The sequence below is a fragment of the Pseudomonas sp. 2848 genome, assembly GCF_003253945.1.
In the GTDB taxonomy this organism is placed as follows: domain Bacteria; phylum Pseudomonadota; class Gammaproteobacteria; order Pseudomonadales; family Pseudomonadaceae; genus Aquipseudomonas.
Genome location: NZ_QKZD01000005.1, coordinates 167,379 through 193,085, shown reverse-complemented (window position 1 = coordinate 193,085; position 25,707 = coordinate 167,379). Strand labels below are relative to the sequence as shown.

18 protein-coding genes are annotated in these 25,707 nt (G+C 66.9%); 3 read left to right on the top strand and 15 right to left on the bottom strand.

Going from position 1 to position 25,707, the window contains the following annotated elements; all coding sequences use genetic code 11:
* Positions 1 to 249: 249 nt before the first annotated feature.
* Both ilvA and yiaY read left to right on the top strand, forming a co-directional pair.
* Positions 250 to 1,812 carry a threonine ammonia-lyase, biosynthetic gene (gene ilvA / locus DFS21_RS12040; RefSeq protein WP_111532375.1) on the top strand — a complete coding sequence of 521 codons (1,563 nt, stop codon included), beginning with the start codon at positions 250 to 252 and terminating at the stop codon, positions 1,810 to 1,812.
* Between the two features lie 82 nt (positions 1,813 to 1,894).
* On the top strand, positions 1,895 to 3,043 hold the full coding sequence (yiaY, locus tag DFS21_RS12035) for an L-threonine dehydrogenase (RefSeq protein ID WP_110699348.1): 1,149 nt from the start codon (positions 1,895 to 1,897) through the stop codon (positions 3,041 to 3,043).
* A 72-nt stretch (positions 3,044 to 3,115) separates the two neighbouring features.
* Here yiaY and DFS21_RS12030 read toward each other — a convergent pair whose 3' ends face one another.
* The 4 genes from DFS21_RS12030 to DFS21_RS12015 form a co-directional block, all read right to left on the bottom strand.
* Complete coding sequence (locus tag DFS21_RS12030) at positions 3,116 to 4,309, bottom strand: hypothetical protein (RefSeq protein WP_110699346.1); 1,194 nt, start codon at positions 4,307 to 4,309, stop codon at positions 3,116 to 3,118.
* Positions 4,310 to 4,396: 87 nt separating this feature from the next.
* Positions 4,397 to 4,864 (bottom strand): VOC family protein, encoded by a 468-nt coding sequence (locus tag DFS21_RS12025; protein ID WP_110699344.1) that lies wholly within the window; start codon positions 4,862 to 4,864, stop codon positions 4,397 to 4,399.
* 146 nt (positions 4,865 to 5,010) lie between these two features.
* A complete protein-coding gene (locus DFS21_RS12020) occupies positions 5,011 to 6,630 on the bottom strand; it encodes an NADP-dependent glyceraldehyde-3-phosphate dehydrogenase (protein WP_110699342.1) in 1,620 nt (539 codons plus the stop codon).
* 97 nt (positions 6,631 to 6,727) lie between these two features.
* The gene (locus DFS21_RS12015; protein WP_111532374.1) at positions 6,728 to 10,276 is read right to left on the bottom strand and encodes a dermonecrotic toxin domain-containing protein; all 3,549 of its coding nucleotides are present in this window, start codon (positions 10,274 to 10,276) and stop codon (positions 6,728 to 6,730) included.
* Positions 10,277 to 10,424: 148 nt separating this feature from the next.
* Between DFS21_RS12015 and DFS21_RS12010 the strand changes: the two genes are divergently transcribed.
* Positions 10,425 to 12,668 carry a bifunctional diguanylate cyclase/phosphodiesterase gene (locus DFS21_RS12010; RefSeq protein ID WP_250888427.1) on the top strand — a complete coding sequence of 748 codons (2,244 nt, stop codon included), beginning with the start codon at positions 10,425 to 10,427 and terminating at the stop codon, positions 12,666 to 12,668.
* Between the two features lie 11 nt (positions 12,669 to 12,679).
* Here DFS21_RS12010 and DFS21_RS12005 read toward each other — a convergent pair whose 3' ends face one another.
* The 11 genes from DFS21_RS12005 to DFS21_RS11955 are packed head-to-tail and all read right to left on the bottom strand — an operon-like array spanning position 12,680 to position 25,693.
* Complete coding sequence (locus tag DFS21_RS12005) at positions 12,680 to 13,456, bottom strand: ChbG/HpnK family deacetylase (RefSeq protein WP_110699727.1); 777 nt, start codon at positions 13,454 to 13,456, stop codon at positions 12,680 to 12,682.
* Complete coding sequence (locus DFS21_RS12000) at positions 13,428 to 14,600, bottom strand: GNAT family N-acetyltransferase (RefSeq protein WP_102682293.1); 1,173 nt, start codon at positions 14,598 to 14,600, stop codon at positions 13,428 to 13,430. The genes DFS21_RS12005 and DFS21_RS12000 overlap by 29 nt, the downstream gene beginning before the upstream one ends.
* Positions 14,601 to 14,605: 5 nt before the next feature.
* Positions 14,606 to 15,295 carry a GNAT family N-acetyltransferase gene (locus tag DFS21_RS11995; protein WP_111532373.1) on the bottom strand — a complete coding sequence of 230 codons (690 nt, stop codon included), beginning with the start codon at positions 15,293 to 15,295 and terminating at the stop codon, positions 14,606 to 14,608.
* A 34-nt stretch (positions 15,296 to 15,329) separates the two neighbouring features.
* Positions 15,330 to 17,240 (bottom strand): hypothetical protein, encoded by a 1,911-nt coding sequence (locus tag DFS21_RS11990; protein ID WP_111532372.1) that lies wholly within the window; start codon positions 17,238 to 17,240, stop codon positions 15,330 to 15,332.
* The gene (locus DFS21_RS11985) at positions 17,237 to 18,541 is read right to left on the bottom strand and encodes an oligosaccharide flippase family protein (protein ID WP_111532371.1); all 1,305 of its coding nucleotides are present in this window, start codon (positions 18,539 to 18,541) and stop codon (positions 17,237 to 17,239) included. Before DFS21_RS11985 ends, DFS21_RS11990 begins: the two co-directional genes overlap by 4 nt.
* On the bottom strand, positions 18,541 to 19,548 hold the full coding sequence (locus DFS21_RS11980; RefSeq protein ID WP_111532370.1) for a polysaccharide deacetylase family protein: 1,008 nt from the start codon (positions 19,546 to 19,548) through the stop codon (positions 18,541 to 18,543). Before DFS21_RS11980 ends, DFS21_RS11985 begins: the two co-directional genes overlap by 1 nt.
* Before the next feature lie 9 nt (positions 19,549 to 19,557).
* The gene (locus DFS21_RS11975) at positions 19,558 to 20,694 is read right to left on the bottom strand and encodes a glycosyltransferase (protein ID WP_111532369.1); all 1,137 of its coding nucleotides are present in this window, start codon (positions 20,692 to 20,694) and stop codon (positions 19,558 to 19,560) included.
* Positions 20,687 to 21,652 (bottom strand): glycosyltransferase family 2 protein, encoded by a 966-nt coding sequence (locus tag DFS21_RS11970; RefSeq protein ID WP_111532368.1) that lies wholly within the window; start codon positions 21,650 to 21,652, stop codon positions 20,687 to 20,689. The genes DFS21_RS11975 and DFS21_RS11970 overlap by 8 nt, the downstream gene beginning before the upstream one ends.
* Positions 21,649 to 23,019, bottom strand: coding sequence for an O-antigen ligase (locus DFS21_RS11965; protein WP_110699328.1), 1,371 nt, complete (start codon positions 23,017 to 23,019; stop codon positions 21,649 to 21,651). Before DFS21_RS11965 ends, DFS21_RS11970 begins: the two co-directional genes overlap by 4 nt.
* A complete protein-coding gene (locus DFS21_RS11960) occupies positions 23,016 to 24,122 on the bottom strand; it encodes a glycosyltransferase family 4 protein (RefSeq protein ID WP_250888428.1) in 1,107 nt (368 codons plus the stop codon). Before DFS21_RS11960 ends, DFS21_RS11965 begins: the two co-directional genes overlap by 4 nt.
* A complete protein-coding gene (locus DFS21_RS11955; protein ID WP_110699326.1) occupies positions 24,119 to 25,693 on the bottom strand; it encodes a Wzz/FepE/Etk N-terminal domain-containing protein in 1,575 nt (524 codons plus the stop codon). Before DFS21_RS11955 ends, DFS21_RS11960 begins: the two co-directional genes overlap by 4 nt.
* Between the last annotated feature and the right edge of the window lie 14 nt (positions 25,694 to 25,707).

The window sequence follows — 25,707 nt, the reverse complement described above, 5'->3', positions numbered from 1 at the left end:
GGGTATCATCTGCGACAGGGCAGGGGACTTCGTGGGCGTCGACAAGGGCGGTAGCGCCAAGCCTTGACTTTTTCTTGCGCCGCACGCTAGTTTCCCAGCCCATGAACCTATTCCCGCAGTACAGCGCCCTCAGCATTATTACCGCCATTATCAGATTGGCGGGCTAGCGCACACATGCACTGAACCCGCCCTGGAGGCGGGTTTCTTCTCTCTGACTCCTGGGCACGACAAAGAAACCAGGAGTCATCGATGACCAGCCTCAGCGCCACCCCTCGTCCCCCGGCAACCCCCCAACAACTGCTGTCCGAGCAGGTGCGCCGGATTCTCTCGGCGCCGGTGTACGACCTGGCCATCGAAACCCCCTTGCAAGCGGCGCCGGCCCTGTCGGCCAGCCTGGGCAACCAGGTCCTGCTCAAGCGCGAAGACCTGCAACCGACGTTCTCCTTCAAGATCCGCGGCGCCTACACCCGTCTGTCGCGCCTGACGCCTGCCCAGCGCGCCCGCGGCGTGATCACCGCTTCGGCTGGCAACCATGCCCAGGGTGTGGCCCTGGCCGGGGCGCACCTGGGCATCAAGGCCACCATCGTCATGCCGACCACCACCCCCTCCCTCAAGGTCGAGGGCGTGCGCTCACGGGGCGGCCATGTGGTGTTGCACGGCGAGAGCTTCCCCCATGCCCTGGCCCATGCCCTGCACCTGGCCGACCGTGACGGCGCCACCTTCGTACCGCCGTTCGATGACCCCGACGTCATCGCCGGGCAGGGGACCGTGGCCATGGAGATCCTGCGCCAGCACCCAGGCCCGTTGCATGCGATCTTCGTCCCCGTCGGCGGCGGTGGCCTGGTCGCCGGGATCGCCGCCTATGTCAAGTACCTGCGCCCGGAGGTCAAGGTGATCGGCGTCGAACCGCAGGACTCCAACTGCCTGCAGGCCGCCCTGGCCGCAGGTGAGCGGGTGATCCTGCCGCAGGTCGGTACCTTCGCCGACGGAGTGGCGGTGGCGCAGGTGGGGGCGCACTGCTTCGAGCTGTGCCGCCACTTCGTCGACGAGGTGGTGACGGTCGGCAGCGACGAACTGTGCGCCGCGATCAAGGACATCTACGATGACACCCGCTCGATCACCGAGCCTTCCGGGGCCCTGGCGGTGGCCGGCATCAAGCGCTACGTGGCCCGTGAAGGGCTGCAAGGGCAGACCCTGGTGGCCATCGACTCGGGCGCCAACGTCAACTTCGACCGCCTGCGCCACGTGGCCGAGCGCGCCGAGCTGGGCGAGCAGCGCGAGGCGATCATCGCCGTGACCATCCCCGAGCGCCCCGGCAGTTTCCGCGCGTTCTGCCTGGCCTTGGGCAAGCGCCAGATCACCGAGTTCAACTACCGCTACTACCCAGGCAAGGAGGCACGCCTGTTCGTCGGCGTGCAGACCCACCCGCAGCAGGACCCACGGCAACAGTTGCTGGCCAGCCTGGGCGAACAGGGCTACCAGGTGCTCGACCTGACCGACAACGAACTGGCCAAGCTGCACGTGCGCCATACCGTCGGCGGCCACGCGGCACCCGGCGCCGGTGAGCGCGTGCTGCGCTTCGAGTTCCCCGAGCGCCCGGGGGCATTGCTGAGCTTCCTCGAGCGCCTGGGCAAGCGCTGGAACATCAGCCTGTTCCACTACCGCAACCATGGCGCGGCACAGGCACGGGTGTTCGCCGGGCTGGAGGTGCCCGAGGACGAGTTGGCCGGGTTGCCACGGGCACTGGACGAGATGGGCTACCAGTACTGGGACGAGACGGAGAATCCGGCGTATCGGTTGTTCATGGGGTAGGCCGGCTTGCGCTGGATCAATGCCCACCTGCCCATTCCGGCGGATGCTGAAAACCTACCGTCAGCTTGAGAGGACCCCGGCCATGAGCAGCACGTTCTTCATCCCCGCCGTAAACATCATGGGCATCGACTGCCTGGAAGAGGCGATGGCGGCGATTGCCGGCTACGGCCTGCGCAAGGCGCTGATCGTCACCGACGTCGGGCTGGCCAAGGCCGGCGTGGCCGAGCGCATCGCCGGCATGCTGGCCATGCGCGACATCGATTCGCGGGTGTTCGACGGCGCCAAGCCCAACCCGAGCATCGCCAATGTCGAGGCGGGCCTGGCGATGCTGCGTCGCGAGGGCTGCGACTGCGTGATCTCCCTGGGCGGTGGCTCGCCCCACGACTGCGCCAAGGGCATCGCGCTGTGCGCCACCAACGGCGGGCATATCAGCGACTACGAGGGCGTGGACCGTTCGAGCAAGCCGCAGCTGCCGCTGATCGCGATCAACACCACGGCGGGTACCGCCAGCGAGATGACCCGCTTCTGTATCATTACCGACGAAGCGCGCCATGTGAAAATGGCCATCGTCGACCGCAACGTCACCCCGATCCTGTCGGTGAACGATCCGGCGCTGATGGTCGGCATGCCCAAGGGGCTCACCGCGGCCACGGGCATGGATGCCTTGACCCACGCCATCGAGGCCTATGTGTCCACCGCCGCCACGCCGATCACCGATGCCTGCGCGCTCAAGGCCATCAGTCTTGTCAGTGCCAACCTGCGCCAGGCGGTCGCCGATGGTGGTGACCTGGTGGCGCGGGAGAACATGGCCTACGCCCAGTTCCTGGCGGGCATGGCGTTCAACAATGCCTCGCTGGGTTATGTGCATGCCATGGCCCACCAGTTGGGCGGCTTCTACGACTTGCCCCATGGCGTGTGCAACGCGGTGCTGCTGCCCCATGTGCAGCGTTTCAATGCCAAGGTCAGTGCCGCGCGGCTGCGTGATGTGGCCAAGGCCATGGGGGTGAAGGTATGCGCGCTGGACGCTGAGCAGGGGGCCGGCGCTGCGATTTCGGCCATCGAGCACCTGGCGGCGGCCATCGGCATCCCGGCCGGGCTGGCGGAACTGGGGGCCAAGGTCGAGGATGTGCCGGTGCTGGCGGCCAATGCGCTGAAGGATGCCTGCGGGCTGACCAATCCACGGGTGGCCAGCCAGGTGGAGATCGAGGCGATCTTCAAGGCGGCGTTCTAGCCTGTTTTAGTCATCGCGGGGCAAGCCCGCTCCCACAAGGGCCGCGGGCCCCGGCACTTGTGGGACTTCCCTTCAGCGTTCGCGCATGAAGAACCCGGCTACATACTTGCGGAAGGTCTCCAGGCTCTTGAAGTCGGCATAGCGCTTGAAGTTCTCCGCATCCGGTTCCGGCCCGATCGGCTGCTCCAGCAGCGACACCGACAGTACCCGGTCCTGGTCAGAGGTCAGCACCAGTTCATCCATCACCTGGCCGCCGATCACCGGGCGGCGCATCAGCACCTTGACGCCCTTGCCAGCCATCCAGTCGATCAGCGACACCAGTGCCTTGAGCGGCTCGCGCTCTTCGTCGCGGTACACCGGGAACAGGTGCCCGCGCGACAGCACCGGTACGCTGGCCACGTGGATCAGTTCGTAGAAATGGCTGCCGGCGGTGGCCGGCGAGTACAGCGCCAGGGCCAGCAGCGGGCCGTTGGCGCGATTGCCGCCCCAGTACTGATGGTGGCCCTGGAAGTCGAAGCCGTCCTCGCTGCGGTTGTTGAACAGCTTGCGCCCCTTGACCTGGTCCACGCAGTCGAGCAGCAGGCCATGCCGGCGGTGGTTGCCGAACACCGTGGCCTCGCGCAGGCGTGCCTTGAGCATCATCATGTGCTTCATGTCCAGGCGGGTTTCCAGGTAGTTGCTGGCAGGTACCCGCTCCAGCAGCGGGTAGCGGCTGGCGACAGTGCGCAGGTCGGCGAACTGCGCGGTGAGGTCTTTTTTCAGGTGGCTGGCGTAGACATTCAGGCCGCTGGCCTCGATCCAGGTCAGCAGCAGCGATAGCAGGCGCTGCTGCTCGCGGCGCTCGCCGGGCTCGCGTGACGTTGCAGGTGCTTCACCGTCACTGGCGCGGCGATAGTCACCGAGCAGGCGCAGTGGCGCATCCGGTGCCAGCCAGGCCGCTGGTGTGGCGCTTTCCTCGGCGCGCTCGCCGGCCTCGCGCTCATCCTTGCTGAACGGGCAGCCGGGGGTGTGCTCGGGGGTTTCTGGATTGTTGCGCAGGAACAGGGTGCCGGTGCTGCCGTTCAACGACACGTTGAGCACCGGCAGGGCATCCTTGCGGCAGTCGCAGGCCAGCCATTGGTTGGCGCTGCGTATCTTCATCAGCCATTGGTTGGCCTGCAACAGGCGCGGGCCGGCGAGGGTGCCGCGGGCGAAGCCCACCAGCAGTTCGTCCTCTGCCGGGGTCAGGCTGCGCACCAGGGCGCCGGATTTTTCGATGATTCGCATTGAGGGGCAGCTCCAAGCTACAAGCCTCAAGCTTCAGGCAAAGCGCGGCGGCTTTCAACTTGAAGCTTGCGGCCTGGAGCCTGCCGATCACTGGCCGCCGAACAGTTTGGCGGCGCGGGCGCGGATTTCCTCGGGGCTGAGGTCTTCCTTGTGGGTGGAGACGAACCACAGGTTGTTGAACGGATCCTTCAGGGTGCCGCTGCGGTCGCCGTAGAACTGGTCTTGGACTTCGCGTATTGCTGTCGCGCCGGCGCGCAGGGCCTGGGCATAGACTTTGTCGCAGTCCTCGACATACAGGTGCAGGCCGACTGCCGGTGTCTCGATGGTTTCGCTGGGCTTGAGGCCGCCCTCCATGTCGCAGGGCGAGCCGAGCATCAGCGAGGAGTCGCCGATTTTCAGTTCGGCATGGCCGATGCTGCCGTCAGGGCCTTCGAGGCGGAACATTTCCACGGCGCCGAAGGCGTTCTTGTAGAACTCGATGGCCTTGGCGGCGTCCTTGATGCCTAGATATGGGGTAAGGCTGTGCTGGCCTTCGGGGATGGGCTTGGCTGCCATTTGCGTAATCTCCTTTTCACGTGGGGTGGGTTGCAACGCCTTGGTGATTAGAGTCGTCTACGCGGCCGGAAAATCGACTGTCGCCTTATATCGATTGTCTCTAAAAAGCGAATGGGCCGCGATGCGGCCCCATTTGCTTGCCAGCTTCAGAAGATGTAGTCGGTGGTCAGGAAGCTCGACTGCCGGTTGCGGATGATTTCGCTGATCAACGCCTTGTTCGCTTCCTGGAACTTGGTCGCCACCAAGGTGCGGATGGAGAACACGCGCAATGCGTCATGCACCGACAAGGTCCCTTCGGCGCTGTTCTTGCGGCCGTTGAACGGGTAGGTGTCCGGCCCACGCTGGCACTGGGCGTTGAGGTTGATCCGGCCGACCTGGTTGGCGAAGGTATCGACCAGCGCACCGATGGTCTGCGGGTCGTTGCCGAACAGGCTCAGCTGTTGGCCGTAGTCGGAATCGAGCACGTAGTCGATCACGCTCTGCAGATCGCTATAGGGCACCACTGGTACCAGTGGGCCGAACTGTTCCTCGTGATAGACGCGCATGTCCTGGCTGACCGGGTAGAGCAGCGCAGGGTAGAAGAACGAGCCGCGGCTCTGCCCACCGCCCTCGTTGAGCACCCGGGCACCCTTGGCGGTGGCGTCGGCCACCAGGCCGTCGAGGTAGTCAAGCTTGCCGGGTTCGGGCAGCGGCGTCAGCGCCACGCCGGGCTCCCAGGGCATGCCGGGCTTGAGCGCGACGAGTTTGCGCTGGAACTTGTCGAGGAATGCCTCGACCACGTCCTCGTGGACGAACAGGATCTTCAACGCGGTGCAACGCTGGCCGTTGAACGACAGGGCGCCGGTGACGGCCTCTTCGACGGCGTTGTCGAGGTCGACCTGGGGCAGGACGATGCCGGGGTTCTTGGCGTCCAGGCCCAGCGCCGCGCGCAGGCGGTGCGGGCGTGGGTGGAGCTTCTTCAGGTCGCTGGCGGCCTTGTGGGTGCCGATGAAGGCGAACACGTCGACCTTGCCGCTGGCCATCAGCGCGCTGACGGTCTCGCGGCCGCGCCCGTAGATGACGTTGATCACCCCAGGCGGGAAGCTGTCGCGGAAGGCTTCGAGCAATGGGCGGATCAGCAGCACGCCGAACTTGGCGGGCTTGAACACCACGGTGTTGCCCATGATCAGCGCCGGGATCAGCGTGGTGAAGGTTTCGTTGAGCGGGTAGTTGTACGGGCCCATGCACAGCGCAACGCCCAGCGGTGCGCGGCGGATCTGGCCAAGGGTGCCCTGCTCGAGCTCGAAGCGGCTGGAGCGACGGTCGAGGTCCTTGAGCGCCTCGATGGTGTCGACGATGTAGTCGCAGGTGCGGTCGAACTCCTTCTCCGAATCCTTGAGGTTCTTGCCGATCTCCCACATCAGCAGCTTGACCACCGCCGTGCGCTGCTCGCGCATGCGCGCCAGGAAGGTTTCGACATGCCCGATACGCTCGGCCACGCGCATGTTCGGCCAGGCGCCGCGGCCCTTGTCGTAGGCGGCCACGGCCGCGTCGAGCGCGGTGAGCGCCGTGTCGGCGTCGAGCAGGGGAGCACTGCCGAGGATGACCTGGCGCTCACTGTCGCCTTCCTTGAGCCAGACCGGGCTGCGCACGGTGGCCAGGGGGCCGTCCCAGTGCCGCAGTTCACCGTTGACCAGATAGTCGCGTTGCTCCAGGGGCGAACCGAGGCGCCAGGCTTCGGGGATGTCCTCGAGGGCGGGGAACAGCGAGTCGAGCAGACGGTCCATGGGTACTGCACCTCTCAAATCGGGATGATGAAACGCTTCAGCGTGCGAGCATGCGCCGACCCTCGGGAAATTACCAGCCCGGCGCCGTCGTTGCCGATCATTCTTCGAAAGGCGGCGGGAACGCCTCGGCGTCCAGCAGTCTCATTGCGCCGATCGCCAGGCCATAATCCATGGCCCGCGGATCTGCAAAGGTGCGCAGCCGTCGCCACAGCCGGGCTTGATCGTAGTCTGGCAGATCCTGCAGTCCACGCAGCTCGCGACGATATTGCAGCGGCAGCGCGTTCCAGATGGCCCAGTCGTCGGCATCGGTGTCCTCCAGCATTTCCTCGTAGTCGGCGTCGGCGACCAGCAAGTCGATGCCGTGCCGAACGTAATAGGCCTGGATCTGCTGGTTGACCCGCTCGCTGAGGTCCGCGCTTTCCAGCCACAGGTTCTGGGCCGCCACCCGCGATAGATGCAGGTCCTGCGGCAAGCTGGCGAAGCGGTTGTCACGCAAGTCGAAGACGGCGGGTCGCCAGTCTTCATCGCTACGAATACCGCTGGGCCAATCGACGAGTTCGCAACTGTTGAGGTTGAGCACATCCAGTTCGCCCAGGCGGTTGAGGTCGGGGCTGCGGGCCAGCGGGTTGTGCGACAGGTCCAGCATTCGAAGCGTGTCGAGACGATCTAGCGCGGCTTGATTCGCGTCGCTCCAGACCAGATTGTTACCTTGCATATCAAGGCATTCCAAGGTTTGCGCAGCGGCAACCGCTGGCAGCTGCTCGAAGCCGCAACCCATCAGATGCAGGCGTTGCAACCCTGGAAACCGTTCGAGAAACTCGGCAGGCAAGTGGCTCAAGCCGGGGTTTGCGCCCAGGTCGACTCGCTTGATATGAGTGAAGCGATCTGGCAGCGCCAGGGTCGCCAGGTCTTCGTTGGTCAGTGCCAGGTCGGTCAGGCTGATCTGGTGAATGTCAAGTCCTTCCTCCGCCGAGTACTCCGAGATCCGCTGCCAGTTGCTGACCAATCGTCGGGCGGCGGCATGGCGCGATGGGTCATTGCCAGCCCAGGCGCGTATCTGGCTGCGGAACTCCAGCAACTGCTGTTCCAGATCCTCAAGTTGCCGTGCCGGATCCAGGCCGGCCTCGAGCCACTGGCTCAACTGTTCGTTGACCTGATGGTCCGCGGTCTCAGGGTACAGTTGTCGGTAGCGGCGAAAGAGTGCGCCGACTTCGATGCGGGGGGCCTCAGGCGCCGGCGCCTCCATGCCGCCGCGTAACCGACCGCGCTTGCCCCATCCAGGCAAATGGCTGCCCAGCAGGCGTCTGGCCATGGCGCGGTCGGCCACGACCAAGTCGTGAATCCGTTGGCGCAGTTCATCGGCGCCGCTGGCAGTCAGGCCAAGGGCCTGACGATCAACCGAGGACAACGCTTGCAAGATCGCCCGACACAGATCGTTGTCCTGGCGCAGCGCGACCGGTCGCTCGCCCAGGTAGGCTTCGTAGCCGTCAGCCGACTTGAGCACGGTGCAGGTACGACCGGCATTTTCCGCTCCGGCGGCAAGCAGCACCGGCCCCTGGGGGGATGCGGCGCGCAGCTCGAGACGCAGTTCGCTCGGCCAGCCCGGCAGATCGGCCATGGCATTGATGATCAGCCGTTCGCTGTGCCCGTTGGCCAGCTGGGGCATGTGCAGTCCTTCCAGTGCGGCTTGCTCGACGCCTTCACTGACCTTCGCCAGGCGCAGGCGCTCGAGTGTCGCGCGCAGCGCGGCGGGTGGCGGGTTGTTTGCCAGGTGCAGCTGGCGCAGGGTGGAGGTACCCAGGCCATTGGCCCTGGCCGCGCCTTCGAGCGCAACATCCGGCATGTGTTGCAGGCGGCTGTCCAGGCGCCGGACCAAGGTCGCCAGCGACCAGTCGCGGGGTTGCTCATGGCTGCCGCGCCAGGCGCCTGCGCCATTATGTTCAAGTGGCGGCTGGAAAGCGGCGCTGTCATCGGGGTGCACGATGCGCCATTGCGCCTGGCGCGTATCCAGGCGCTGCTCGTAGAGGTGCCCATCCATGCGGATGAAGTGGCGGCCCTGATGCAGGAACTGCCCCTGTGCATTGGCCTCGAGTTCCTCCGGCAGCGCCACCGCACTGCGGTAGTCGGTCAGGTCGGGTCGCCACAGGCGTTGGCTGCCGTCATCGAGGGTGACCGGGTCGAGGCCGTCGAGCAACGGGCTGCCCGCCAGATGTCTGATCGCCTTGCCCGCCAGGTGCAGACCACCGATGACGGCCAGGTTGAGCGCCACCGATTTGAAGTGGCCGAAGGCCTCTTCGCGGTCGCCGACCTGCCAGGCCTCGTAGCCCTCGTAGGCTTCATCGAGCAGTTGATACGCCATCACTGCCGTCATGATCGTGCCCAGCGCCGGGACGAACATCCCGGCGATCATCAGCATGTCTAGGCCTGCTTTGTCCCAGAGAGCCTTGCGTGCTTTGCGAGCCTGCTCGTCGGCCTGTGCGCTGGGTACTGCCAGTTGCAGGGCTTCGTGTCGCAGACGCGCCACATGGTCGGCGTGGAGAAAATCGTACAGGTTGCCGTCGATCGGCACGGCGCACGCATGCAGGTCGGCATACGCGCTTTGGCGAAGCCGGCTGGCAAATGTGCCTTGCTGCTCGCGCGGCACGTAGTCCATGAAGCCTTGACGAAACGCGGCCTGTTGCAGATCGGCACGTAGTTGCCGGTGCAAGGCATCGAGGTCGTCAAAGGCTCGCAGGCTGTCGGCCTGAGCCGGCAGATAGAGGAGCACGCCGGCTGTACCTGTATCGATCAGGATCGCCTCGTGCAGGGTGATGCCGAACAGGCTCAGCTGACTGCAGGCCAGCGCCTTCCTATCGTCGAGCAACGCCTGTACCGCGTCCCGGCCTTTACCATCCAACTGGTTGCGTACCCGCGCCAGGTCTGCCGCCAGGCGCAGGCTGGCCTTATGAACGCGAACCGCCGCCGGGCGAACCAGCGGGAGCGTGAACAGGGCATCGAGATGGGCCTGGTAACGCTGGCCAATATCCAGTTCATGGCAGGTGGTAGCAAAGGCTGCTGGTGACAGGGCCAGTGGCTTGATCCGGATCTGCTCGCTGGGCAGCTCGATATCGACTTCGGTTTCGCTGTCGCCGAGCGTGGTCTTGCCGGTAACCAGGCCCTCGTTCACCTGCCAGTCGCCCTCCAGAGCGAGCGCGCTGTCGCGATCGAAGGTGACGGTTTCAGCGAAATTCTGCAGGGCGGCCTGCAGCAGGCTACGGTGTTCGTGATGGATGGTGTAGACCTGGAAGGTATAGAACCGCTTGACCACAATCAGTGACGTGCTGCGAAGCGGCGTGCTCAAACCGTGTTGCTTGCGCAGGCGCTCGGCGAGCAGGGGTTCGGCGAATTCGTTGATGTTCTTCAGGCCGCGCAGGTGCCTGGCCAGCGTGCGTTGGCTGCGCATCAGGCGAGCCTGGCTGGCCTTGACTGCTTCGCGCAGGTGTGGCGCGGCATTGGCGAACCAGGCCGCCTCGCTGTCGGGCAGGCCCTGGGACGGCATGATGCCTTCGTGGAGCCGCTGCCAGTGTTCGGGCGTGGCTTCCCGCGCCCAGGCCGGCAGGCGGCGCTCAAGGATATGTTGGTGCGGGTTGGGGGTATTCGATGTCATGTTTGGCTCCTCGTAAAGCCCGCATCAGAGCAGTCGCGATGGCACCGACGGTGGTGCATATGCATCCCGGCCCCCGGGCTGGGAAAACAGGCCTCAATATTGGCCGCGCAACGCCGATAACTGCTAAATCGACTGCCATCGCCTGCCTATGACCATTCCCCAGCATTCTCCTGAACCTACGCATCTGCCATCCGGCACCTTGCGGAACACGCTCAACCGCCTGTTGCCGGTCGGTCTTGCCCTGGTGGGCATCGGCCTTTCGGTGGCCCTGGGTCACCTCGACGCGCAGCGCGAGCGCAGTGAGCAACTGGGCAACCTGGCAGCCCACCTGGCGGGGATGCGTGGTGCGCTGGAGGCGCAGTTGGGCGCGGCGTTCGGCGAGGCCGAAGGCATCGCCCAGCTGATCAGTGCCGACGGCGGCATCAGCCCCGCGCACTTCCATGGCATGGCCCGCGATGCCTTGCAGTCGGTGCCCTACATGCGCCATATCGCGCTGGCGCCGGATGATGTGATCAGCGATGTCTACCCGTTGGCCGGCAACGAGCGGCTCATCGGGCTGGATTACCGCCAGTTGCCGGAGCAGTTTCCCCTGCTGCGCTCGGCCCGCGAGCATGCCCAGCCGGTGCTGGCCGGCCCGTTGCAGCTGTATCAGGGCGGGCGGGCGTTGATCTACCGGCGGCCGGTATTCGTCACTGGCAACCGCGGCGTGCGTTTTTACTGGGGCAATGTGTCGATCGTTGCCGATATCGACCGATTGCTGCATACGGCGGGGCTGCGCCCGGACACCGAGTTCGAGCTGGCCGTGCGTGGGGGCGATGGCAAGGGCGCCGAAGGCGCGCTGATCTGGGGCGACCCACGGCTGTTCGACGAGCCGCAGGTGAAGATGACCGTGGAGGTGCCGGGCGGCCTCTGGCAATTGGTCGCCGCGCCACGGGGTGGCTGGTCGGGGCTGGACCTGTTCGGCTCGCCGCTGTTCCTGTTCGCCTTGAGCTGCACGGGTGTGTTCAGCCTGTTCGTCGCGCAGCTCAATCGCAAGCAGCGTCTGCTCGAGCAACGCAATCGCGAGCTGCAGCGCTACCAGGCCCAGCTCGAACGCCTGGCCCACTACGACACCATCACCGGGTTGCCCAACCGAATCCTGTTCCAGCAGCAACTGAGCACTGCCATTTTACAGGGCCATGGCCTGGCGGTGCTGATGCTCGACATCGACGGTTTCAAGCAGGTCAATGACAGCCTGGGGCACCCGATGGGCGATCTGCTGCTGCAGCAGGCGACCGCACGCTTCCTGCAGGAGCTCGACAGTCAGGACCGGCTCTGCCGCCTGGGCGGCGACGAGTTCGTGTTCATGCTGCAAGGCGCCCAGGGGCAGGTGAGCCAGCAGGTCCGCGCCTTGCTGCGTTGCCTGCAGCGGCCATTCGACCTTAATGGCAACGCCGCCCTGGTTACTGGCAGCATTGGCCTGGCCTGGTGCCCGCAGCATGGCGAGGACGCCGACAGCCTGTTGCGCCATGCCGACACCGCCATGTACGCCGCCAAGGAGGCCGGCCGCGATGCCTGGCGGCCTTATCACCCGGACATGACCGAGCGCCTGCAGCAGCGCCTGGAGCTGGAGCGCAATCTGCGCCGGGCGCTGGAGCACAACGAGTTCGAGCTGTGGTACCAGCCCAAGGTTGACCTGTTCAGCGGGCAGCTGGAGGGCGTCGAGGCGCTGTTGCGCTGGCGCGACCCGGAGCATGGCCTGATCTCGCCCGGTGAGTTCATCCCCCTGGCCGAGCGCACCGGGTTGATCATCCCGCTCGGCGAGCGGGTGCTGGAACTTGCCTGCGCCCAGTTGGCCGAATGGCGCGCCAGTGATGGCCTGCCCGGGCCGCTGGCGATCAACGTAGCGGCCCTGCAGATTGAGCGCAGCGACTATGTGACCAGCCTCGCCTCGGCGCTGGAGCGCCACGGCCTGCCGGCCAACCTGCTGGAGGTGGAGATCACCGAGAGCCTGCTGATGGAAAGCCAGCAGCAAGCCTGCGCGGTGCTGGCGCAATTGCAGGCCATGGGCGTGGCCACGGCGGTGGACGACTTCGGTACCGGTTATTCGTCACTGGCCTATCTGCGCGCGCTGCCGATCGACCACCTGAAGATTGACCGGGCCTTCATCAAGGACCTGCCCGCAGACGACGACGCGGTGGCCATCGCCAGGGCGATCATCGATCTCGGGCATGCCCTGGGGTTTCGCATCACCGCCGAAGGCATCGAGACTCAGGAGCAGTACGATTTCCTGCGCCACGCCGGTTGCGACCAGGGGCAGGGCTTTTTGCTCGGGCGGCCGATGCCGGCCGAGGCACTGCGCGGCTGGCTGGCCGACAACCACGAGCGCCGGCATCGGCCGCCGGGGCGCTAGCGGGTGGGCTTTCAACCCATCTCCTGGATGCCCAGGCTCGCATACCCCACCCGTGGCACCTGCCCCAGGCGCTGCTCGACCAACGCCAGCAGCGATTCGCCGCTGGCCAGGTAGGCATCGCCGAAATCGTGCCCGCCCAGCGCGCTGGGATGGGCGACTACCTCCAGCACGCCGTGTGCGGGGGCCAACCCGGCCTTGAGGTCGGCCGGGGTGCAGACGAAGTCGGCGGTGCTTCCGGCGAGCTGGCGCAGGCGCCGGTTGAGCAGGCTCTTGAACATGCGCTTGGCCGGCCCGATATTGTGCCCCACATTGCGTGCCAGGCGGATCGGCACCCCTTGGACGCGGGCGAAGCGGGCGACGATGACGCCCACTGGCCAGATGTTGTGCACGTGCTGGTGCGAGTCCAGGTGGCTTGGCATCAGGCCATGATCCAGGCAGTGTTTCCACTGGGCCTCCAGTTCCGCTTCCACGGCGGCCCGCTCGCGCCGCGACAGGTGCAGGGTGCGTTGCTTCAGGCGCAGGTCGAACTCGCCATGGGGCGTGCAGAAGCGCGGCTCGGCGAGGATCGCCGGGCTCAGCGGGCGGCCGTAGGTGAGGTTGAAGTGCAACCCCACCCGTCCCTTGAGCGCCGGCTGCTGGGCCAGCATGCAGGCGGTGGCGAAGGCCGGCATGTTGGCCATGGCCGTGGCCGAGCTGATCAGCCCGGCCTGGAAGGCATGCAGGATGACTGCGTTGGTGTGGGCGCTGAGGCCGAAATCGTCAGCGTTGACTATGACCTGGGATGGCATCCGGGCGCTCCTGTGGCGGGGTGGGGGCGACAACATCGGCTTCCTGGCGCGGCGAGCGTCTGCGCAGGCGTGGCTTGAACCAGTGCCAGCAGCGTAGCGCCAGCCCCAGCAGCACGCCGTCGGGGCGCCAGCTGTAGCTGCTCAGGCGCCACTGTTCGACCTGGCCGGTCATGCGCTCGTGCAACTGGTGGCTGGAGTTGTCCAGGCTGACCCGCGAAGCGTCGACCCACTTCCAGTCTTCCTCCAGGCCCCAGTGAATCCATTCCTCCAGCAGCACGCGGCCACTGCCCAGGTCGCGGTACTCAGGAACGAAGGCCAGGTTGTAGTCGTACACCCGGCCGCGCTCCAGCAGGCCCAGGCGGTAACTGATGCAGCGCCCGTCCAGTTCCAGCAGCACCAGGCACACCAGGCCTTCGCCGGCCAGGGCGGTGAAGGCCTGGTACATCCATGGGCGACGCTGGGGGCCGGAGAAGATGCCGACCTCGTCGTCGCCTTTCCAGCTGGTCGCTTCGACGGCGCTGATGGCGTCGAGCAGTTCACCCATGTTCTCGGGAGTGGCCACGACCCGGCGCACGCTGGCACCGCAGGCCTTGATGCGTTTGCGCGCGCGGCGCAGCTTGTAGCGTGGGTCGCCGCTGACTTCCTGGCGGTCCTGTTCGTTGATGCGGTGCACCGGCACCCGGCAGGTCAGGCGCTGCTGCCAGGTGGAGCTGGCGCCGGCCCACTGGCGCAGCCAGCCATCGTGCTCGGCGCTGTCCGGTACTTCACTCAACTGCAGCAAGGCATGCGGTAGCCGCTTGCGTATGGCCTGCAGGACCTGGTCGGCATATAGCGCCGGCAGGTCGATGAGCAGGGCGATGCGGTCGCTCAGCGGGTATCCCAGGTGGCGCACCACCGGGGCGAACAGCGGGCCGAACGGTTCGCGGGCACGGATCAGCGGCAGGCACAGGCACAGGCGTTCGTCCTGGTAGCCGAGCAGGACCTGCAGCCGCTGGCCCGGCAGCAGGGCTGACTCGGCGGCGCGCAGCCAGCCGAGGTGGTTGAACGGCGTGCTGTCGGGCAGGCGCCTGCGCAGCGCCTCGTAGTCGGCGGCGGGAAAGTCGCCGGCGCGCAGCGAGGCGCACCATTTCAGTTGCAGGCCCATGGGGGTCAGCCCGCCGTGGCCGAGGAGGCCGGAGCCTCCGGCTTGCGCAACGGCTCGAGTCGCGAGGCGGTGTAGCGGCTTTCGCGGAAGAACTTCCAGCGGCCAAACAGGCAGTACACGTTCATGATCCGTCCTTGTTCCTGATAACCCATGCGCAGGTGCAGCTTGAGCGCCGGAATATTGTGCTGCTCGCACACGTCCACCACCTTGGTGCAGCCCTGGGCGGCCATGGCCTTCCACAGTTCCAGCTGCAGGTCCACCGACAGCTCGGTACCCCAGTATTTGCGGATCAGCTCGCCGCCGAACTCGAAGAACTCCCCCGGCCCGACCGGGAACCAGCAACCGTAGTAGTGACGGTCGTGGTAATGGCGACTGCTGCCCCAGATGAATGCCACGGCGTCGTTGTCGTCGTTGAGGAACATCAACCCGGTATGGCCTTCGGCGGCCAGCTCGCGCATGGTCTCGACGCGGTCGCCGAAGTGGTGGGCGAAGGCGCGCACGTTATGCACGGTGATGTGCTCGACCCGCAAGGTGCCGTAGGGCTTGAGCCGGTGCGGCGGCACCGGGCTGACCAGGTCGCGCTCCATCCACAACAATTCCCAATGATAGAAGACGTAATGCCGGAAGGCGCTACGGCAGGTGTCTCGCAGTCCCTTGCGCTTGATGCGGTCCTGGATCTTGGTGAATGCAGTCATCGTGCCTCCTGGGCATGGCTGATCGAGGTGCGTCTCATGACGCGCTCCAGGTCAGGGCGAATACGGTCTGCCCTGGCAGTTGAAAATGGATCTGCCCATCGGTGCAGCTGAAGCTGGCGCGGCGGCTCTGGTTGTCGGGGCCGAACAGTTCGAGCTGGCCGCTGGGGCAGCCGCCGAGGGTCAGCGCCACCTGCTGCAGGCGCTCGGCCTTGTTCACCCCCAGCAGGCTGCGCTGGTGCTGGCGGGCCATGGCCAGGGCGTCGACCTCGAAGGCGTCGTTGTCCAGGGCCAGCACCTGGTCCAGCCAGTGGCGCTGGATGAACTGCTGGGCCAGGCCTACCGGCTTGAGTTCGTAGCGCTGGCCGCCGGCATCGCGCAGCATGCCCTTGGGCCATTCGGGCTCGTCGGCGACATGGAACCAGTTGAGCATGTCGAGCAGGCCGTCACTGGCGGCGTTGATCACCACCGAGGCCCACCACAAGCCGGCGTAGTGGGTGTTCTGCTCGTAGGGGCTCAGGCTCGAGCCGCTGGACAGGTTGGTCTGGTCCAGCAGCAGCGCCTTGCGCGGCCGGCCTTGGCCATCCAGGCCCACCAGCGCGGCAGCCTGGCGCACGCTGTCGCGGTAGCTGCGGGTGGCGAGCAGGTCGCGGACCATCCATTCGTGCCAGGCCAGGGCGTCGATCTGCGCGCCTTGCTCGGCCAGCAGGCGCCGCGCCCAGTCGATGCCGCGGCGCTGCTTGCCGTCGTCGGTAAAAGGCCCGCCGAGCAGGCGCGAGGAGGCCGGCATGGCGATGCGCACGCCGGCCTCGTGGGCACCGGGATACTCGCGCACGCGTTTGGCCATGGCCTGGAAGAAATCGCGGTAGCTGGCGTAGTCGCGGTAGTTGAGATTCGGCTCGTCGGCGAAGGCCAGGTAGTGAGTGCCCTTGCCGCCCAGGGCCTTGGTCGCCTCGAGCCAGGCGTCCAGCCCGTCCGTGCTGGTACGGTCGCTGCGCAGGTCGGCGACCCGGGCGCTGCCGGCCAGCAGGGTGATGTCCTGGAGAATGCCGAAGCGCTGCTGGTAGAGCTTGCGCCAGGCGTTTTCGAAGTCCGGCTGGCGTTGCAGTACGTCGACGAAGCTGTAGAAGCCGGCGGCCTGGGGGCGCAGGGCATCCAGCGCGGCGAAGCTCGAGGCTGGTGGCAGCACGTAGGGCAGGGCGACGCCCAGCCGTGGGGTGTGGCCGAGGACCTTGTCACCCAAGGCAAGGGTTACCTGGCCCGGCAGTTGTGGCAGCTCGCCCAGGTCAGCGGCGCGCTGGGCGAACAGGTTGGCGCTGCCGTCGAGCCAGAACGCCGCCTTGCCGCTGCCCTGCAGGCCCAGTCGCCAGATCTCGTCACGGCCGCTGGCGGGCAGCGCCTGTTGATCGAAGCGCCAGTAGGCACGGTAGGGCTTGAGTGGTAGCTGAATGCGCCGGCCATCGCTCAGGCGTTCGGCGAACAGGCCATGCACGCCGCCGTGGTGCTTGCCGGCCAATACCGCCTGCTCGCCGGCCTTGACCCGGAAATACAGGGTAACGCCTGGCCCGACTTCAGCGCTGAAGTGCACCTTTGCCGGGGCGAACAGCGCGCGGGTGCTGTTGTCGTGCTGGATGCGATAGTCACGGAAGCTGTAGCCGGGCACCTCCAGGCGATAAGCGCCGCCGCCCGCCGCCAACGGCCAGCGTTGCTCGCCGCGCACCTGCGCGGCTTCGATCCGCCGATTGCCGGCCAGGCGGCCCTGGCCGTCCAGCAGGTACAGACGCTCGGCGTTGGCATCGGCCTGCCAGGCGGGCTGCCACTGGATACGCAGTTCGTCGGCGCGGTCGGGGAGCAGGTACAGGCTGCCGTCGCGGATATCCGCCCACTGCACCGGCGCGGCGAACACGCCCTGCGCCAAGAGCGCGCCACACAGCAAGGCGGCCTTCATGCCGCCCTCCGCTGCAGCATCTGGCGCAGCGGCGCCAGGTCGGCGGGCAGGATGATCAGGGTCTGGCCCAGCGGCACGCCGCTGAGGCGGCAGTACAGCACCAGCATCGCCACGGTGACCGCCAGGTAGGCGATGGACGAAGCCGCGGCCGCGCCGACGATACCCCAGGCCGGAATGAGGAAGATGTTGAGCACCAGGTTCAGCGCGGCACCAGCGCCCATCATCAACGACACCGTGCCGGGACGGTTCTTGCCTAGCAGGTCCAGGCGCAGGATGCTGGCATAGCACAGTCCCACCAGGCCCGGCAGCAACGCCAGCAGGGCCGGGTAGGCCGGGGCGTAGTCGGCGCCGAACAAGGTGACGATCAGCCAGTGGCCGATCAGCGCCATGCCCAGGCAGGCGCCGAGCATCACCGTGGCGGTCAGGCGCAGGGCCAGGGGAGTGATGCGCTCCATGCCGGCATCCTGCTGCAGCAGGCGCTTCATCAGCGGTGTGGTCACCGCCTCGGGGACGATCAGCAGCAGTTCGGCGGCGGCGCTGGCCATGGCGTAGTGGCCCAGGGCGGTGCTGCCGAGCAGCGCGCCGATGAACAGGTAGTCCGAGCGCAGGATCAACTGCTGGAACAACAGGTCGGGGTGGCTCTTGGCGCTGTAGCTGAGCAACTCACGCTGGCCACTGCGGTCCCAGCGCAGCGCCAGCGGGTACTGGCGGCGCAGCCACCACAGACCCAGCGCCAGGACCAGGGCGATGCCGCACAGCCAGCTGATCAGCGCCGCTTCCAGCGCCTCGTCTCGCCACATCCAGAACAGCCCGAGGAACAGCAGCAGCGGCGCCAGCGACTCGGTCAGGCGCAGGGCGTTGAAGGCGCCGACGCCGCCGCTGGCGTTGTGCAGGGTCAGCAGGCCGCTCTTGAGCACGGTCATCGGTACCGCCAGCAGCAACAGCCAGGCTAGCAGGCCCAGTTGCACGGTGACTTCCAGGTCGGCACCGAACTCGCGCACCAGGAATACGCAGGCCAGGGTCAGCACGCCGGCCAGCAGGCAACCGTAGACCAGCACCTGGGTCAGCAGCAGGCCCATGTCGCGCTGCTTGGCCGCCTGGTAGCCGATCGCGCTGTTCAGGCCGCCGCTGGTGGCGGCGCTGATCAGGTCGGGCAGGGTACTGAGCAGGGCGAACAGGCCGCGCTCGCTCGGCCCGAGGATGCGCGCCAGCAGCACGTTGCGCAGCAGGCGCAGGGCGATCATCGCAAGCTTGGTGCCCATGCTCAGCGCCAGGTGGCGCAGGTAGCTGTTGCGGTTCATCAGCGTTCTCCACGACTGATGCGCCAGGCCAGCAGCGAGGGCCGGCTGGCATTGCGCTGGCTGACGCCGATGCGCGGCAGGGCCAGCGGATCGTCATGCCCCTGGCAGATGCCCGGGCGGGTGCTGAGGGCGTAGGGGTAGCGATGCGCGGCGACCTGGGCACGCACGCGCTCGTCGTGGTCGCCGTTGGGGTAGCAGTACACCGGCAGCGGTGCGCGGCAGCCTTGGTTGAGTGCCGCATGGCTGCGGGTCAGTTCTTCGTTGAGGCGATGGTCGTCCAGGTAGGGCAGCAGGGCATGGCTGGCGCCATGCGGGCCGAAACGCACCAGGCCTGAGTCCTCCAGGGCGCGCACCTGCTGCCAGTCCATGGCCTGGGGCAGCGACTCTGTCGGGCAGGCGTCGGTCAGCACGTGCAGGGCCTGGGGGCTCAGGCTCTTGAGGGTCTGCAGGTAGCGCGCCAGCACCAGGCTGCGGGCCTTGCTGTGGTCGTGCATGAAGTAGGCCGCCGGCAACGGTCGGCCGAGTTTGCGCAGGCGTTCGATCAGTTGCCGCCGGGCCTCTTCGCCATGGCTGCCCCACAGTGTCTCGCCGACGCTTTCCCACCAGAAGCGCTGGCGGCTGCCGATGTAGTCGGTGGACAGGAAGATGCTCGCCGGCACCTGGTGACGCTGCAGCAGCGGGAAGGCGTTGACGGCGTTGTCGCGCCAGCCGTCGTCGAAGGTCAGGGCTACCTTGGGGCGGCAGTCGGCGCGGGGTTCCTCGTGGCTCTGCAGCAGGTCCATGAGGCTGACGCAATCGAAATGCCGGGGCAGCCAGCGCAGCAAGCCCTCGAAGGCCCGCGGGCCGACGCACAGCTCGTTGCGGTGGGGCAGCGCGGCGCTGGCGTCATCGGCCAGCACCCGGTGCAGCATGAGGATCACCCCGGCGCCACGCAGCTCGGCGCGTCCGCGTGGCGAGTTGAAATAGAACCAGCCGCTGGCCTGCTTGATGTGGGTCTTGATCGGCATGTCCGTCGCTCATCGATTCTGGTCGGGGTTCCATTGGCTGTAGCTGTGCCCGCGCAGGAACTGCCACAGGCCCACGCTCATGCCGGCGAGGGTGACCAGCACGAAGGCGGCCAGGCGGAACGGGCGGGGCAAGCGCCGGCGGGCGTCGAGCAGGCCGGCGATGGCGGCGGCGTAGCCGAGCAGTTGCAGGGCCAGGGTCAGGCGGTAGAAACCGGGCTCGGCGGCCAGCCACAGGTTGGCCAGCAACAGCGGCAGCAGCAGTACCGGGGCCAGGCGGCGGATCAGCTTGTGGCTGATCAGGGCGATGGCGTACAGGCCGTGGCGCGCAGGATTAAGCAGCTCGCGGCGGGCGGCCAGGCTCAGCAGGCCACCGACGGTGACGCGCTGGCGGCGGCGGAACTGCTTGTCGGCCTCGTCGACGCCCTGGTCGAGCACCACCGCCTCGGGCACATAGACGATGCGCAGGCCTGCGGCCGGTGCGCAGGTGCTGATGAAGAAGTCGTCGTTGACCTGTTTCGGGATTGGCTGGTACAGCCCCCGGCGCAGGGCCAGCAGGGCGCCGTCGGCCGAGACCATGCAGCCGGTGCGGTTCTCCACCTTGCGCACCCAGGCTTCGTAGTGGCGGTACAGGCTGTCGCCGATGCTCAGGCCCTTGCCCGGGGCGGGAATGATCATATGCCCTGCAGTGCCGCCGACCTGCGCGTCGGCGAAGGGTGCGAGCAGCAGGCCGAGGGTGTCGGTCGACCACTGGTTATCGGCGTCGGTGAACACCAGCAGGTCGCCCGTGCACACCTGCACGGCATTGTTCAACGCACCGGCCTTGCCCAGGCGTGGCAGGTCCAGCACCTGCACCCGGAGGTCGCCCAGGCCACGGGCCAAGGCCACGGTGCGGTCGCTGGAGCCGTCGCTGGCGACCACCACCTGCAGCTCCGCGGCTGCGTAGTCCTGGCCGAGCACGCTGGCAAGCTTGGCTTCGATATGCCGCTCTTCGTTGTGCGCGGCGATCACCACACTGACCCGTTGCGCGGGCAACGGCATGGCGGTGCGACGGGCGAAGAACGGCGCAGCCAGGGTCAGCAGCAGCGGGTAGCCGACCCAGGCGTACAACGGCAGCAGCAGGCATAGCCAGAAAATGAACTCAGCCACGGGCGGGCCTCCTTGCGGTGCGGTTGAACAGGCTGAGGATGAAGGCCGCGCCGGCCAGGTGCAGGCGCAACCAGTGCAGGCCCCAGAGTTGCAGCGTGAGCAGCGGGTCGCGGTGTCTGCGGCTCTGGCGCAGGCTGAGGAACAGTGCGGGCAGGGCGCTGACCAGCAGGAAGAACAGCGCGACATGAGGGAAGCCGTCGAGCAGCGCCGACAGGGCAACGGCATCCAGCACCCAGGCGCCCACCGAGAGCATTGGAAAACGCAGCAGGCGCAGGCTCACGCCATGGCTGCGCAGCAATTGCAGGTGGCTGCCCTGGCGCCACATCTCCTTGCCCAGCCACTCGCGCCAGTTGGCCTCGTAGCCCCAGTGCAGTACCGCGGGCTGGCGCAGCACGCGAAGGCGTGCGCCGGCTTCATGCAGGCGCAGGGTGAAGTCCTTGTCCTCGCCGGTGCGCAGGCGCTCATCGAAACCGCCGACCTGCTCGAACCAGTGGCGCCGCATCAACAAGTTGGGGGTGGGCAGCCAGGTGCAGTCCTGCACTGTCTGCCCGGTGCGCAGGGTTCGCCGTTGCCAGGCCTGGGCGAACCAGGGCGCATGGCGCGGGGTGTCGCAGTCCAGGGCGAAGACATCGCCTTCGCCTCGGCGTTGCAGGTCCAGCAGCAGGGCCAGCCAGTGTTCCGGGACCTCGATGTCGGCATCGAGGAAGGCCAGCCAGTCGCCTTGACTGGCGTTCACGCCGGCATTGCGCAGGGCGCCGATGGCCACGCCCGGCAGGCTCAGCACCTGGGCACCGTGGGCGCGGGCGATCGCCGGGCCGTCGTCACTGGAGCCGTTGTCCACCACGATCAGTTCGCAGGCCAGCCCGGCTGCGCTGGCCGAGCGCCGGGCGGCATCGAGGGTGCGGCCGATATGGCGGGCTTCGTTGAACATCGGGATGATGATACTCACCCGGCTCATCGGGCCACCTCCACGGGCTGCTGTTCACGCGCCTGGCCAAGCAGCACGCTGGACAGCGCCAGCATCAGCCACAGGTACTTGTGGCTCGGGGCGCTGAGGAACATCAGGAACAGGCCGATGGCGAGCATGCTCATGGTCAGGTGGGTCATCAGGTCGGCGCGGTCCGGGTCGCCGGCCGCGCGGAAGGCGGCGCGGGCCTGCCAGAAGTTGCGCAGGGCCAGGGCAATCATGCCGACGAACAGCAGGCCCGCCGGCAGGCCGACCTCGCTGAACAGCTCCAGGTAGGTGTTGTGAGCGCGGCGGTAGAGGTCGGTGGTCTTGCTGTTGACCGGGGCGAAGGCCTTGGAGAAGCCCGTGTCGGCATAATGCAGCGGGAAGGTGCCGGGCCCGGTGCCGAGCAGCGGGCTGTGGCTGATCATCTCCTTGCCCACCACCAGGTAGGAGGCGCGCCGGCCCAGCGACTCGTCCTGGTGGGCGTTGACCCCGGACTTGAGCAGCATCAGCGACTGGATGCGCTCGGCGTAGCCGGCGGGCATCAAGGCCACGCCCAAGGGTAGGACAATGGCCAGGCCAAGCATGGCGAAGCCCAGGTGGCGCGGGCGGATGCGCGTCAGCTGTTCGCGGTAGTTGTGCAGCACGATGCCCAGGCTGATCAGCAATACCACCAGCCCCGAGCGCGATTCGGTCTTGGTCATGCCCACCAGCAGCAACAGGCAGCAACCGGCCCAGAACAGCTTGACCGGGATCTGCCGCGCCTTGATCGCCAGCCACAGCCCCAGGGGCATGGCGATGGTGATCAGCAGGGCGAAGGCGTTGGGGTCGAGCATGGCCGAGGCGCGGCCCTGCTCCTGGTATTTGCTGGAGAAGATTGCGAACAGGCAGGTTACGCACACGCTGACGGTGACCAGCCGCGCCAGCAGCGGCAGGTTGAGGTCGCGACCGACCAGCAAGGTAATGACGAACACCACCAGGCCCACCAGCAGCTCACGCAGGTGCCCGCCCGACAGGGCCACGTCGTCGCTGGCCCACAGGCTCAGCAGGTAAAGGGCCATGAACGGCAGCAGCAGGCGCCATTGATTGCTGCGCAGGCGCTCGCCGGGAAGTTGGCGCACTGCCAGTTGCAGGCTGAGGATCAGCACCAGGCCGATGCCCACCAGCTTGGCGCCGGACACCAGGCCGTCCTTGAGCAGCCCCTCCAGCGGCACCAGGGTGGCGATCGCCAGCAGGCCCCAGGCCGGTTTGCGGTACAGCACCAGCACGCCGGCCAGGCCGATCACGCCGCCGGGCGCCAGGAACGGGTAGGGGCTGGCCAAGAGACCCAGGCTCAGCAAGGCCACCAGGGCCACCAGCGACAGGGGAATGATCATGCGACAACCTCCTCGGCCGTGCCTCGATACACCTGGGCCCAGCGTTGTGCCAGGGTTGGCAGGTGGTAGCGTTGACGTTGAGTCTGGCGAGCCCGGGCAACCAGTTCGTCGGCCTGCTCGGGGTCTTGCAGCAGCGCTTCGAGATGCTCGCCCAGTTCGGTCGTGGCCAAGGGACGGGCGAGCAGGCCGTTGTGGCCGTGCTCGATGACGTCGGGGATGCCGCCAACACCGAAGGCCACCACCGGCACGCCATCCTGCATGGCTTCCAGCAGGATCATCGGCGTGCCTTCGGTGCGCGAGCTGATGACCAGGGCATCCAGGCGTTTCATCCAGCCGCGCATGTCGCGCTGGAAGCCCGGCAGGGTGATGCGCTCGCCCAGACCGGCAGCGTCGATGCGCTGTTGCAAGGCATCGCGTTCAGGGCCTTCGCCAAGCATCACGGCGTGGACCCGCGGTTGGCGTTGACACACCGGGATCAACGTGTCGAGGAACAGGTCGGGGCCTTTTTCGCTGGACAGCCGGCCAACGTAGGCGGCTAGCCAGGGGGCGCCGCCTGGCTGTGCCGCTCCCAGGCCATCCTTTGCCTGCGTTTCACAAATCTCGGGCAGCCCATTTGGAATCACCTGCAGCTTGGCCGCTGGCACCCCGGCATCGCGATGGATACGGGCAATGCTCTCGGCCACGCACACCACCGTGTCCACTGTCGGCGTGCGGCACAACTGCAGGCTCAGCCAGGTGTAGAAACGCTGTTTGCGGCTGCGCGGGGTAAAGCCATGCTGGGTGCTGACCATTGGCAGGCGCCACAGCGTGGCGCCGATCCAGCCGAACAGCTGGCCCTTGAAGTTATGACTGTTGACCAGCGGACGTTCGCCGCGCTGCGCGCCGAGCACCTTGAGCACCGCTCCCAGGCCGTGGCAGGTATCGCACTCGACACCCGCCTCGCGAAAGCGCGCCACCAGGTCCGCCGGGGCATCGAGGAACAGCACCCGATGCTGGCCGGGGGTGGCCTGGCAGTGGTCCAGGAGCATGCGCTCGGCGCCGTAGAACCCGCCGCTGCTCAGCAGGTGCAGGATCGGCCGGCCGGCGTGCAGCGCGGCGTTCAATTGCGCACCCAGTGCCACAGGCGTGGCAGCGACCAGCTCTTGTGCGGGTTGGGCAGCGCCGGGGACTGGTCGTTGATCACCAGCAGTACCGGCAGGCCCAGCTCGTGGCTGATCTGCGCCGGATGCTTGAAGCGGTGGTCGAAGAACTCCCTGACGTAGACCACGGCAATCGCCAGCAGCAGGCCGGTGACCAGGCCGAATGGAATGATCAGGCCGGGTTTCGGGAAGCTCGCCGCGGTGGGCTCGTAGGGGGCGCTGAGGATGCGCGCGTTGGACTGGCTGCCATCGAGCAGGCCCTGGCCACGGCTTTCCTCGTAGCGCTGGGCGTAGGTGGAGAAGGCCTTGTGCAGGGCATCGATCTCGGTGTCCAGCTGGCGGGTCTTGCTCTGGGTCTCGCGCAACTGGAGGATGCGCTTGCTGTAGTCGGCGATGCGCTGGGTCTTCTGCTCGATCACCTGCTGGGTCACGGCCAGGTCCTGCTGGCGTTCACGGATGCGGTTCTCGACGATCTTGAGGAACTGCGCGCGCAACTGGGCGATCTGCTGGCGGGCCATGACCATCTGGTCGGAGCCTGGCTGGAACACCGTGGCGTCACCGTTGTAGCGGGCCAGCTGGGTGGTCAGCTGCTCGCCGAGCTGCTTGATCTCGCGGTCTTCGAAGGCGACGTTGTCGACCGTGGTGGTGAAGGTGTAGGGGAAGGCGTAGTCGGCCATCTTCGCCTTGTTGGCCGCGGCCAGGCTGCTCTGCAGGTAGTCCAGCCACTTCTGGTTCTGCAACTGGCGGTCACGTTGCAGGTTGAGCGCCTGCTCTTCGGTGTTGATGGCGTTGAGGCGGAAGGTGATCTCCTCCTTCGGATCCGACGAGCCGATGGCGGTGAGCAGGCCCAGGCGCTGGCTTTCCAGGTCGCCCAGGCGGGCCTGGTAGTGCAGCTTCTTCTGCTCGTAGAAGGCTTCCGGCAGTTCATTGGACTGCAGATCCTGGCGGTTGGCCAGGAAGTTCTCCAGCAGGCGGCTGACGAACAGCGTGCCCAGCTTCGCGTCATTGGCGCTGTAGGTGATGGAAATCACGTTGGAGCCGGGCAGGGTCTCGACCTTGAGGTCCTTGACCGCCTGGTCGGTGAGGGTGTCGAGCTGGGTGTCGCGATCGTCCGCCACGGTGTTGCCGAACAGCCGGTGCAGGGGCTCGATCACCGTGTGACGCAGCGGGTCGAGCACGGTGCGCCGCAGCAGGCCGGGCTCGTCCGGATAGTGGCCTTCCTTGCGCAGCTCGCCGATGGTCTGGCGGATCAGGGTTGGCGAGCGCAGGATGTTGCTCTCGGTCTCCATGTCGGCCAGCGACGGCGGGATGAACTGGTCGGCCTGCTGGCTGAGCGCCGAGGTGGTGTCGCTCTGCGAGAGCTTCTTGGACTGCACGATGACTTCGGCGGTGATGTCGTAGCTCTGCTTGAGTACCAGCGGCAACAGCACGGCGATCACCGCGAACACCAGGAACACCCGTTTCACCAACTGGCGGTTGGCGAAGAAGATGCGGAAGAACTCATGTACGTAGTTTTCTTTCGGTTGCGTGGTCATGGTCCGTCCCCCGG